The sequence below is a fragment of the Hyella patelloides LEGE 07179 genome (assembly GCF_900659865.1).
Lineage (GTDB): Bacteria > Cyanobacteriota > Cyanobacteriia > Cyanobacteriales > Xenococcaceae > Hyella > Hyella patelloides.
The window spans coordinates 1-11,887 of record NZ_LR213987.1 but is presented as its reverse complement, the minus strand read 5'-3'; the positions used below and the strand labels follow the sequence as shown (position 1 = coordinate 11,887).

Here is an 11,887-nt window from a genome sequence, read left to right as displayed (position 1 = left end):
GATTAACAGGTAATAATAAGCGATTATAAAATTGGGGATTTTGGTTTCCTTTTTTCCACCCCTACACCCTGAAGTTAATTTCTTGCAAAATGTCATTTTACTGTGGTTTACAGAAGGAAAACAGAGTACCGAAAAGCCAGGAGGAGCGTAGTGCCGTGAAAGTGGCACGCTACGTTTTGGATGGGAGGCTAGAGAAGCGATTCTCTGGTCGACCCCTAACAATCGGACTTCTCAGAGAGCGGAGCGTCTCTCTTCCACCAATTCAGCTTTAATTTGGTCAATGCCTCTTGTCATAGGGGTTTTGGGCATTGATAACTGAATTTTCTCATCACGGGTTTCTGTTTCAATCTTTTGGTTGGTCGCACTCTGTCTTGGCAAAGGAGTGTTAATTATGCTGTTTTCAGAAACCTCTGGTTCTTCTAACAGAGGTTGAGAATCATCTGATTGATTTTCCGAGCGAGTTCTTCTTTTTCTGGCTTTGCTACCATCAGTTATGGTTTGTGAAAGTGATGGTTCTCCAAGTTCACTCTCGGAGGAAGTTTTTCGGACTCTTCTTCTTCTGGTGCTGCCATCGTTCATAATTTCTTCAGTCTCTACCTACATTCTGCTCAATAATAATGATAATGGTTATCGTGAATTTTGTGGTTTTTGGAGAAGAAAATCTGGCAAAAGAACTGATGATTCATTACACGAATTCTTCGCTACAAACTATTGATGCAATAGGCTGATATTTTAATACTAATTTTTGAGGATCGCTTAATCTATGTAGATCGTGTTGATTATAAATTCTTGCTAGATGAGTAAATAAGTCTTGTCCAGTTATTCCATTGCGCCTTAAAGCATTCAATTCGCGGTTAATAGCTTGGGGTAAATGATTCCGAAATACTCGATCGAGAAGATTAATCAAGGTCTTTTGTGACTCATCTTCAGTGAAGTTGAACAAAGTTCTTAATTCCCGCAAAACATATCTTTGTCCTTGGGTTAAATTTGAACTGTAGTCCCGTTCTGCTTGACGATGTTTTACTTCTTCAGCAAACTGCCTTTTAATCCTCATAACTATTGAATTATAGTCTTGAGGTAATTTAGCTGTCGGAGTTGTAGGTTCGCATTTAATCGAACCCAGAATACGAGAGACATCTTCGGTAATAACGTTGCCTTGTTTGTCTATTAAATATAACTTCTGGTAGCTTCTTATATCTGGACGATTAGGGTCTGATGCTTCGCAGAAGACGTATGTACCAGATTTAGTTGAAAATCTAGCCGAACGAATACCATTTGGTAATTTAGTAATGCGATCGTATTCTTCAGGATGGTCTTGCTTCAATTGTTTTAAGATTTCCTCTGCATCTGTCAGTTCCATCAATTCCTCGGTTTCATCAAACAGACTTAGTTGAACGTTTTCTGATTCTGACTGCTTACCATAAATGGCATACATCGCTTCTTCGTTAAGCTGTTCGTTACGGTCTAAAATAGCTGCATCTTCGCCGATGGTGTCATGAATTTCTTGGATTCTATTTCTGAGTTTCTGCTGCAAGCCGAGATTACGTTCGATACCTAATTCTGGCAGGAAATTGAAGCCGTAAATTGTCTCTTTTTCGCTGCCGATACGGTCAATTCTGCCAAATCTTTGAATTAGCTTGACTGGATTCCAATGAAGGTCATAGTTGATAATTAAATCGCCATCTTGCATATTAAGACCTTCGGCTAAGACATCAGTAGCAATCAAAGTATTGATTTCTGGTTCATCTGCTTTGAGCTTATAATCCTTATTGGCTTTGGGTGCAAACTTAGCTACCAATAGGGCTTTGCTTTTACCACTGCTGCTGTAGATTACATCAATATCATCTATGCTGTTGTCGGGATTGAGATTTTCATATAGATATTTTGCTGTATCCTCATATTGGGTAAAAATGAGCCGTTTCTTTCCTTTTAATAGAGGCTTGTCTAACCACTGCTTAAGAGTTTGCAGCTTGTTATCTTGTTCTGGTGTAATAGGTTCGACAAGTTCGAGAATTTCTTGGAAGATTTGAACATCATGCTCTATATGCTTCTTAAGCTTTTTAGCATTAAAATCTTCTATGTCGTATTTTCTGGCTACTTCATTTAGAGCATTGAGTAAATCTATTTCTTCGCCTTCTGGATTCTCTTGAGAAAGCAATTTTTGTGCTTCTTCTCCTGCGGGGACAATACCAGCGTCTAGTGCAGCAAGGAAGTTTTGGTGGATTGTTAATAGTTTCTTGACAGTGGTTTTAAAAGCACAGACGCTTGACTCAAAACGCTTAAATAGTAAAACTCTTATTAATCCTCGGAGGTTAGAACCCGCTCTTTGTAGCGTCAAATAGGGTTCTTTATTTTGCTTCTCTTTGATGACAAAATTCCATAGTCCATAACGGGCGTAACTAAGTTCATTCTTTAATAGATTACGTAGTTGTTTTTTACGTGGCTTCCCGATGTGCGATCGCAATTGTTGGTAGAGTCCTTGATATGTATCTTCAATACTATATTCAATGGTTTCTAATTCTCTTTTAGGAAAGAAGCGATGTTGACCGCCAACTAAAACATAGGCTTTACGCTTTCCTGTTTGGTAATCTCGATAATTACCAGACTCAATTACTTTTTGGTGAGTTTCAGCATCATAGCCGTAGAAGCGAATGATTTGGTTACGGGTACGTCGAATCAGAACATGAGATAGTAAATCTTGTAAATTGCGATCGCCTTTCTCTACTCCACGAAAATACTCTTTTAGATTCGGCGGATCGATAGGTAAATCGGTTAAATCGTCTTGATGAAAAAGTTTGAGTTGATGATATATATCCCAAGCACTATTGTTGCGGGGTGTAGCAGTTAATAAACAGCAGCGTTTACCAGCAGCCAAAAATGTTTCTAAAACTTTATAGCGTTGAGTACCATGATTTCTCAGGTGATGGCTTTCATCAATTAAAATAAAATCTCGGTCTTTATAGCGGTAATTCTCTAGTAACGTTCTAAAAGTGTTGTCATCATCTTGCTTCAGCATTCCCAGAGAAAGAACGCGGGCGTTTAAATGATATATCTCGTTGTAGCGTTCCCACATATCAATTAGCGGTGGTGGGCAGATAATCAAAGGACGGGCTTTTTCACTTTGTTCAAAATGCTTGACGATCGCAGCACCAATAAAACTTTTACCAAGCCCCACTACATCAGCCACAAACGTACCGCCGTAGTCGCGGATATTTTGGATGGCGTGTTTGACAGCTACCTTTTGAAAGTCTGCTAGCTGTTTACTGATTTCGTTATCGACAATTAAATCTTTAGGGGCGACATCTTCCAGGCGATCGCGTACCAAAGTATAAAGCGTTTTCATATAGACATCATAGGGAGTAGCCAGAGACACCGCCCAAGACTGCTTCATCTCCTCCATTAACGCTTCGTCAAACTCTTCTGCTTCTGACCATAATTCTTCAAACCAGTCGGTTAAGGCTGCATGGTTATCGTTACCGTGAACCATTACGTTGAGTTCGGTATTATGTTCGATACCAGCTAAACTCAGATTGGACGAACCAACCGCAGCAATACCATTTTCGGTTCTAGCTAATTCTCTGCCTTTATCGTCATAAACCTTACCGTAATCGAAGATATAGGCTTTTGCGTGTAGCGTTCCTTTGGTATATACCTTGACCTCAAGACGCTTCTCTTCAATCATCTGCACCAGGTTGTTAATTAACGTCTGTGCTTCGTCTGTTTGATCTAATAGCTCAATATCAGAACGAACATTTGCTACTGTTTCTGCTTTAATCTCTTTTACTTGACTGCGTTTGGGATAGCTTTCAGCTTCGATGCGATCGCTTATCAGTTCTAATCTTTTATATCCTTGAGCGATTTGTTCGATTGTCTCGCGATTGGAAGTATTGCCAATCAGTAACCGTAGTTGCTTAATGTTGTTCAGGCGATCGCTAATTGCGGTAAAACCAGAAATGAAGAAGTAGCCTACAGCAAAATGAGCAGCTTCGGATGATTCGAGAATACAGTTAATTTTATCAACTAACTTTTGGTTGCGATTATCAATAATGTCGTGACTGGGCATGAAAATAAGTAATAAGTAATGAGTAATAAGTAATGAGTAATAAGTAATAAATATTTAAATTAAGAAGCTAAAACTTCACTGAGGATAACTACAGGCAAATTATCCAAATTACGAAAGCCTTTGTCGTTAGTTATAAAAAGGTCGCAGTTAACAGACATAGCCGTAGCAGCGTGGATCGCATCAGGGGTCTTTATGCTGTTGGTAGCCCGCAAATTCGCTGCTCGCCGTAAGATAGATTGGTCTATTGGAATAAGCTGCATCGGTTCGGATAAAAGTAATTCTTCATAAGCATTTATCAAAAGAGAGTCTTCGTTTTTAACAGGAAGAACCAAAGTTTCCATCAAAATTAGTTCACTGCTAATTAATTCAATTTCTTCTGATTGAAACTTTAACCATAAAGGTTGTAGTAGCTCAAAATATTCAGCATTCCACTCGACACTATAAATTGCTACCACCGTATCTATATAGACTTTGCTACCAGAAGGGATTACTAACTGCCCCATGAATCCCTTTCCTCTCTAATCTGTCTGTCTATATCCTCAGCACTTCTGGGAGGGCGTTTGGCATGAACTTCTTTTAGTATTTCCATTGCCGATCGCTTCTTTGCTTTGGGTTTTTGAGGTAGCACAACGAAGACATCAACAGTATCGCCGATTTCTCCTTCGGGAATTTCTATTTCTATCTTGTTTCCTGGTAAAACTTTGGTGGTTAAATGTAAAGCTGGTTGCATGAGTTTTAATTACCTCTATTAAATAACTGTTCAAAATTTATAGACTAAAAACATCCTCGTAGATGTCTGCCATTGTTAATGTCAACCCAACTGAATTTAGTTGCAAATCATCATCTTTATCTAAAGTTTCTACCGTCCAATTATTATTTTTATCTCGACGATAAATTTCTACTTTGATTTCATCTTGAGAAACCAAAACATATTCTTGTAGGCTGTCTAAAGATTGGTAATTGATTCGTTTTTCCCGTTTATCTGTTGCTTGTGTACTGGGTGATAATATTTCAACTACCAAACAAGGAGAAGTTAAAAAGTAACGTTCTCTATCTAGAGGATCGCAGGTAACTACTACATCAGGATAGTAAAAAAAATCTGCTCTTTGGCTTCTGGTTTGTATCTCTACTTTCATGTCAGAAACAAAAGCACGACACGAACTACCGCGTAAATGAGGACGCAACAACGCCAAAATATTACCAGCTATCAAATTATGTTCTCTGCTGCTTCCAGTCATTGCATAGATTTGTCCCGCCACGTATTCGTGACGTATTTCAGCATCTTGCTCTGATCTAAGGTATTCTTCAACGGTAATAAGGTTTAAGGGCGATCGCATGGTTTTATTTTTCTACAAGATTTACTCTCTCTTCTATTGTCCTACAGACAATGAAGATGATTTATATTGGATTAATATAAGGAAGATGAAAATAAGAATTTAAAATGACTAATTCAGTAAGCGCAGATGACCAAAAGATGAAAGCTTTGTTTAAAGAGGCTATTGTCGAGGTGATGGAAGAAAATCAAGACTTAGTAAGTTCTCTCTTAGTAGAAGCTTTAGAAGATATTGGATTATCTCACGCTATCGAAGAAGGTGAAAACAGCGAATCTGTTAGCCGAGAAGAAGTCTTTAAAGTATTGCGTGGTGAATAGTGCAGACAGATTTTAAAAATAGTTTTCTAAAAGACATTCGCACTATCAAAGACAAAGCAACACTTAATCGTCTCGAAGAATTTATTAAAGCGGTAGAAACAGCAGACAGTCTGGCTCAAATTCCCAATCTTAAAAAGCTTAAGGGAAAAAAGAATAAACTGCACTATCGTTCTAGGATTGGTAACTACCGAGTAGGTTTGGTTATCGAACAAGATGTTGTTGCTTTTGTACGCTTTCTTCATCGGAAAGAAATTTATCGATATTTTCCATAAGTTCGAGACGACTTTACAAGCCATAAAGCGCAGCAACGCGGTCGTCTATTTCTTTTTCCCACACCTCACAATCAACACCTTTAGCATCAAGACATTTTTGGACTAATTTAGATATTGCTATTTTTTCAGAATTAGAAGCATTAGGAATAGGAATTTGTTCGACATATTGCCTAAAAAATCTAAGTCCGCCATTCTTATTTGCATCTCCCAAAACAGCTAATTTTTCTTTGCAATAATTCCAAACGATTGAAGAATTCAACAATCCAAGCAAATAAAGATCGGTAGTTGGAATAAAATATACAGTATTGTTAATATATGTGCCTCTTGTGTCTAGAGAAAAACGAGAATTCGATGCAATATCAGGAAAAATAATTTTTGGCTGATTGAAGAAATTTGCGTACTCTGCTCCATAACGCGCCATACACCACCATTTATATCGACCATTTTTACATTCAGGACGTTTTTTAAGTTCCAATTCATATTGTAAAAAATGTTTTTTCACAGCAGGATAACTGTCTATATTCAGATGCCAGGGTGAATATATTAGCCATTTATCTTTTAGATGAATATTCCATTTGCGAATATCTTTTCCTACAGACAGTGGTTTGATAATTTCTGCGCTCCTTGGGTCTTGAGCAATTAATTCTTCTTTTTTTGCTCCATCAATTATGAATGCTTTGTTAAATCCTGTTTTGACACCATAATAAATATGACCACCTACGTATTTATCTAATGCTATTCCTACGGCTTCCATTTCTTCAATACGTTTCGCATTAGTAGCGTCTGTTAATAGCCACTGTGCGCTAACAACGGAATTTTTAGGCAAAATATATCCTTCAGATTGAATAATTTTAAGTACATCTGGATAAGGCATATTTAAAGATTTTACTTGAGTAAAAGTAATAGATTTGCTTTTACTACAACTTTTCTTGGCAGTAAAAATCATAGGAAAAGTTGATGCGCTTTTGAACACAGGCAAACTGCCAAAATCAGTAATGCTATCAATTTCACATATGTCAGTAATATATTTACGTAATTTTTCGCCATATTTAGCACGCAGCCATTTATTAGAAGAAATAAAAGCTAACATCCCCCCTTTCTTCAATAGCTCAACTGCACGAGCATAAAAGAAACAATATAAATCTGCTGTTCCTGAATAAACCTCTGGGAAAACTTTTTTTAGCGATGGTTTGAGATGCTTGATTAATTCTTGACGAACATAAGGAGGATTAGCAACTACAATATCAAACCCGCCATCAGCAAAAACTTCAGCAAAATCTAAACTCCAATCAAACTTATCAACTTTATCGTTGCCATAAGTTATCAAAGAAATCTCTTTCTTTAACTTGGTAATTTCTTTGTCTAAAACTTTCTTGCGATCGCCGTTGTGAGTTTTGATATACTCTGTTTTAATCTGTCTATATTTCTCAATTAAAACATCGGTTAATTTGATTTCAGTAGGATTGGGAGAAATTAAACTATCACCAACGTCAATCTTGTATTTTAGATTTGGTAGAGGCTGAGGTTTATCTCCTTCATAATCTACGGCTAAAGACAACCACAGTCTTAATCTGGCAATATTAACTGCAAAAACATCTATATCAACACCGTAAAGATTGTTTTGGATAATTTCTAATTTGTGCTGATAAACCGTATTAGAATCAGTTTCTTCGGTATCGGATAAACGCTGACGTAAATCTAACAACTCATGCAGCATACCTAATAGATACGCACCACTACCACAGGCTAAATCGCAAGTCCTGACTTTCTTCAAGGCTTCTAATATTGATTCTGAATTGGCTAACTCCGATGAATTCTGTTCGTCAACTAGAAGTGCGATCGCTTCTTTAGATTCTTCTGCAACCTGAGTTTTGAGATAACCTTTTAAAGACTCGCGACACATAAAAGAAACAATAGGTTTAGGCGTATAGTAGCTACCGCTTTCATGTCTACCCGTAACAAGTTCCTCGAACACCTTTCCCAACATCTCTGGGTCAACTGCTACCTCTACATCTAAGGGCGTACTTTCAGTTACGGTAAAGGCAAACTTCTGAAATAAGTCATGCAGAATCGAGTCTATACACTCGTCGGGAACTAATATGTTTGAATCTTTCTCGTCTTGTCCCTGCTCGAATAAGCCACCGTTTAAAAACGGAACATTTCCAATGACATCCTTGAAAAAGCCACCATTATTAATATCGATAATGTTGACTCCCGAACTATTATTGAGTCCAGAGAAGAAAAGCAGAGACAGGCGATCGCGATAGAAGTTACTTTGTTTAGTTTGTTCTTTACGGTAAGCCTTCCATAATGCTGATAGATAGTCCTTGTTTCCGTTATAAGTCAGCCAGCCTTTTTTTTGGATAAAGGCAATAAACATCAAACGGTTAAACAGCTTTTGAGTGTATAACCGCTTTTTCTCACTGATGTCGATACCCTGGATTAACTTTTCGACTCGCTGAAATACTTGACGATACTCGCTAAAGAATTTCTGAGTAACTACCTCAACATCAAATGCTTCGTCATGCTGCTTTTGAATCTCTAGAGGTGAATCCGAATTAAAAGATTCGAGGTCTAGTAAACTTAATTTTTCTGTGGCTGTTCTTAATTGATTGTCACCAGCCTCAACTTTAATCCGTCGGAAAAGCTTTCTCTTCTGAGGAGAATCATCGTATTTGACGTTGAGAAAATGCCATTGTGTTCTGGCTTCATTAGAAAAGACAAACAGGCTGTAAGGATTGTCTGGTAAGAGCTTATTAACTACCTCTCTTTCTTTCTGCTTCAACAGGCGATCGCTTTTGAAACGGCTGTAAATGATTCTAAAGTCATTATTTGCACCGCCAGAAGCCAATAACAAAGGGTCTGATGCTAACTCTGAAGCAATGCGATCTCTCCAGTTTCTACGAGACAGTTCTTGATTTACGCGATCATAATTTAATTGACTCCAGAATAAATCCTTGAGACTTTTTTCGCGATTTAGGTTTAAAAGAGATTGATGTACTTTCTTTTCTAATGAAGACGAAGACATAGATAACTATTCCTCGCCACCACTTAAAACGCATAGCAAAATTAGCCCCAAATCAAAAGTTAGAGGTGCTAAATTACTAATTAAAGTTCAATAAAAGCTATTTTCTAAATAATCCTGAATTATTTAGAATAAACTTGTTTGTATGTATTTACGTTTAAAGTAGCAGCTTTATATAGAGTTAATATAAAGCTAAATTAACTGAATTTTAAAAAATGCCCTGTGATCTCGTTCGTATTGCAATTGAAATAATTAACAACATAAAATAACTAAAATAAATTAGCTTTTTATAGCCTATTCTTGATCCCCTAAAGCGATCGCGCTTCTGAATGCTAAGATACAGTAGCAAAAGAGGCTGTAATTCAAAAAGAGAATCAACGGTTGCTAGCGACCAAAGTTCAAAGAACTGTCAACACCGTGATTAGAGATGACGACTAGCCGTCGCCCTCTCTCACGGTCAAGTGGTCGCGATAATAAATTAAGGAGAGCGATAACGGAATGGGTTATCGCTTTTTTCTTGGGTGAGGTAGCGATGGCATCTACTGTGGTTTTTGCCTCAAGAAGAGGTAATTCGCGATCGCTATCTTGGTCTCATATTTCCTGCAAAATACAGTTAAAAATAAGCATTAAGTTCCTATTCAACAATGGACAATTATCTCGCACTATTCAACAATTGAAGATAATAGAGCAGCGTACTTTCTATGAAAATCGAACATTTGATATATATTAATGATTGCTGGTTGTGCGTCTTCTATACCGATGGTAGCTGCTGGCAATACTCGATTCTCTTTCCTGATTTGAGTTTCTATTCTCCAGAGGAAATTTACTATACAAGTGATGCAGCTTTCAGAATGGGTTGTGATGCGATTGCTCATTCGCCAAGGTAAGTAAGATTACCTGTATAGATTTCAGAATCGTCATGAATGTTTGGACTTTTCTAGTTTTTGCTTCGTCGAACTGAGGTTACGCTTCTTGATTTGACTCATTAAAGTCAGAAATCCCAAAAGCAAACCAATGAATCCCAAAGGAAGAGAAATCAACATATACCAGCCAGCGACAAACATTGTAGCTAAAAGCTCGCCCAATTCAAAAGAGCCAATTTGACAGGGGTTAACAAAGCCTTCATGTACCGTGCAGTTGCCTATATGAGCAATCACCTCAGCTAAGATGACTGAAATCAGAGGGGCAAAACCCAAGGCTAAACTGAAAAGAATCATCAATAGTGGAATTTTGTGGCGTTGCCAAAATTGCTTCATGGGACTAAAAACATCGAACAAAGGAGAATTGAAAAAATATCGGTTGTGGATTAGCTTATGAAACGAACATCTCTTTGACTTCTTTGATATCAGACTGTAAAACCTGGCATAATTTATCTACTTGTTCTAATGTGAGCTTGGGATTATAAAGTCCAGTTTCCCAATTAGAAACAGTCTGAACTGTAACGCCAACTGCTTCGGCGACTTGTCTTTGAGTAAGCCCCAATTCTTTTCTTTTATTCATAAATTTGCGCGTCATTAATATACAAGGTAATTATACAATTATTTTATATAAGCAAACTTGATTTTTTATAAGTTCACTTATATAATTACTTTAAAGCAAAAGCGACCGCCCTCAGATCAAAGATTGCGCTCGCTTTTCGAGAATATCTAACCAAATTTGCAGTTTGGGAAATCAAGTAAGATGAATATTTCTTTATTATAGGCTATGAATTAGAACGAGTTAAGGGTTTACTGAGAATGAGTTCACCACGACCAAGGGACTCTAAAATTTCAGAAACAGACAAGCCAAGTTCGAGGCTAAGTTGCTGACATCCTTCCCATCCTTCATTAGTAACACTTAAGCGTCGAGGCTTTTTAGTTGACCCTCGCTTGAGCGGGCGACCATCATGTTTAAGATTAGCAAGTGAATTAGGGTGAGTCATTGAGAGAAAAAAGTAGTCGAAAAGTAATCACTAAAGATGTGTACATATGTATAGTCTAACAAAAAGATTGCTTTTCATTCTATTTAATAGCCTATAATATAGAAGCAGCAGGAGCAGTTATCAAGCCTGGAAAACTATTAACTGCCCTTGCGTTCCTAACCATACTGAAAGGATTCAACATGATTAACTTATACCTTAGTTTAGAACAAAAAAATCGAGAAAGACAAGAGTGGGAGAGGGTCAACCAGCAAACAAACCTAGATACAGATTTATATTCTGTAGGTTGGTTTGACGGATTAATGAACTCAGAACCAACTCAATTAGAAGAACAGAGTTACTGGTCAGGTTATTCACTGGGACAAAGAGAGTATTGGGCTAAAAAGCTAGGAGTAGAAATACCCACTGAATTCTAGACCCTTTTCGCCACCACGACATCTATTCGGTAGTGGTGGCTTTCTCATAAAAAATTAGCCCAGTAAAAGAAATGGAAAAACCGAGAAACCGAGGTTCAATAATACCTGCTGCTTCGTCTCAAGTAAAAGTAGTACCTGCTAACCGAAGAGTAAGAAGAGGTGCAGAATGAGTATATTAGCACCACCTATTCTGCGCCAAAATCAGTTATCAGAATCTGATTACGAGCATTGTTGTGTCAAAAGAGGACTAAATCCAGAATGGGTAATGGCTGGATGCCAAACCTTAACACAAACCCAAGCAACTTCCTACCTGGGATACCCAGCCAAATCAGGAGGAATCTTGATTGAGGGCGCGAACGGTCAATATCAAGTTCGCCCTCACAAACCCTGGAGTAACAAACCAGGACAAAAAGCACCCAAGTACAGAACGGCATTAGGGGATGAATACGATGCACTCTTACCCGCCCATCCCACAGACAAATATCACTGGAACAATCTCTCAGCATTAAAGAAACGCTGTTACAAAATTAACGATGTTCCTC

The 11,887-nt window shown here is 37.7% G+C and carries 13 protein-coding genes and 1 pseudogene; 5 read left to right on the top strand and 9 right to left on the bottom strand.

Annotated features, from left to right (window positions below):
* Window positions 1–231 precede the first annotated feature (231 nt).
* The 5 genes from H1P_RS25075 to H1P_RS25055 all read right to left on the bottom strand — a co-directional run bounded on the left by H1P_RS25075 (window position 232) and on the right by H1P_RS25055 (window position 5,400).
* Entirely contained in the window at window positions 232–579 is a 348-nt protein-coding gene (locus H1P_RS25075) for a hypothetical protein (protein WP_144872521.1), read from the bottom strand.
* Between the two features lie 106 nt (window positions 580–685).
* Window positions 686–4,063 carry a helicase-related protein gene (locus H1P_RS25070; protein WP_144872518.1) on the bottom strand — a complete coding sequence of 1,126 codons (3,378 nt, stop codon included), beginning with the start codon at window positions 4,061–4,063 and terminating at the stop codon, window positions 686–688.
* Window positions 4,064–4,122: 59 nt separating this feature from the next.
* On the bottom strand, window positions 4,123–4,566 hold the full coding sequence (locus tag H1P_RS25065) for a type II toxin-antitoxin system VapC family toxin (protein WP_144872515.1): 444 nt from the start codon (window positions 4,564–4,566) through the stop codon (window positions 4,123–4,125).
* Entirely contained in the window at window positions 4,554–4,793 is a 240-nt protein-coding gene (locus H1P_RS25060; protein WP_144872511.1) for a hypothetical protein, read from the bottom strand. The genes H1P_RS25065 and H1P_RS25060 overlap by 13 nt, the downstream gene beginning before the upstream one ends.
* A 37-nt stretch (window positions 4,794–4,830) precedes the next feature.
* Entirely contained in the window at window positions 4,831–5,400 is a 570-nt protein-coding gene (locus tag H1P_RS25055; protein ID WP_144872508.1) for a Uma2 family endonuclease, read from the bottom strand.
* A 104-nt stretch (window positions 5,401–5,504) separates the two neighbouring features.
* Between H1P_RS25055 and H1P_RS25050 the strand changes: the two genes are divergently transcribed.
* Entirely contained in the window at window positions 5,505–5,714 is a 210-nt protein-coding gene (locus H1P_RS25050) for a hypothetical protein (protein ID WP_144872505.1), read from the top strand.
* The gene (locus H1P_RS25045; protein WP_144872502.1) at window positions 5,714–5,986 is read left to right on the top strand and encodes a type II toxin-antitoxin system RelE family toxin; all 273 of its coding nucleotides are present in this window, start codon (window positions 5,714–5,716) and stop codon (window positions 5,984–5,986) included. The genes H1P_RS25050 and H1P_RS25045 overlap by 1 nt, the downstream gene beginning before the upstream one ends.
* Window positions 5,987–5,999: 13 nt before the next feature.
* On the opposite strand, the gene H1P_RS25040 is transcribed toward H1P_RS25045, so the two are convergent.
* Window positions 6,000–9,014 carry an Eco57I restriction-modification methylase domain-containing protein gene (locus tag H1P_RS25040; RefSeq protein WP_144872500.1) on the bottom strand — a complete coding sequence of 1,005 codons (3,015 nt, stop codon included), beginning with the start codon at window positions 9,012–9,014 and terminating at the stop codon, window positions 6,000–6,002.
* A 698-nt stretch (window positions 9,015–9,712) separates the two neighbouring features.
* On the opposite strand from H1P_RS25040, the gene H1P_RS25035 reads away from it, so the two are divergent.
* Window positions 9,713–9,898 (top strand): hypothetical protein, encoded by a 186-nt coding sequence (locus tag H1P_RS25035; protein ID WP_144872497.1) that lies wholly within the window; start codon window positions 9,713–9,715, stop codon window positions 9,896–9,898.
* A gap of 30 nt (window positions 9,899–9,928) precedes the next feature.
* On the opposite strand, the gene H1P_RS25030 is transcribed toward H1P_RS25035, so the two are convergent.
* The 3 genes from H1P_RS25030 to H1P_RS25020 form a co-directional block, all read right to left on the bottom strand.
* On the bottom strand, window positions 9,929–10,267 hold the full coding sequence (locus tag H1P_RS25030; protein WP_144872495.1) for a hypothetical protein: 339 nt from the start codon (window positions 10,265–10,267) through the stop codon (window positions 9,929–9,931).
* A gap of 55 nt (window positions 10,268–10,322) precedes the next feature.
* Window positions 10,323–10,511, bottom strand: coding sequence for a helix-turn-helix transcriptional regulator (locus tag H1P_RS25025; RefSeq protein WP_222427222.1), 189 nt, complete (start codon window positions 10,509–10,511; stop codon window positions 10,323–10,325).
* Between the two features lie 202 nt (window positions 10,512–10,713).
* On the bottom strand, window positions 10,714–10,932 hold the full coding sequence (locus H1P_RS25020) for a hypothetical protein (protein ID WP_144872487.1): 219 nt from the start codon (window positions 10,930–10,932) through the stop codon (window positions 10,714–10,716).
* Window positions 10,933–11,111: 179 nt separating this feature from the next.
* On the opposite strand from H1P_RS25020, the gene H1P_RS25015 reads away from it, so the two are divergent.
* A complete protein-coding gene (locus tag H1P_RS25015) occupies window positions 11,112–11,345 on the top strand; it encodes a hypothetical protein (RefSeq protein ID WP_144872484.1) in 234 nt (77 codons plus the stop codon).
* 166 nt (window positions 11,346–11,511) lie between these two features.
* Window positions 11,512–11,887, top strand: a pseudogene (locus tag H1P_RS25010) (DUF3854 domain-containing protein); the annotation flags it as partial.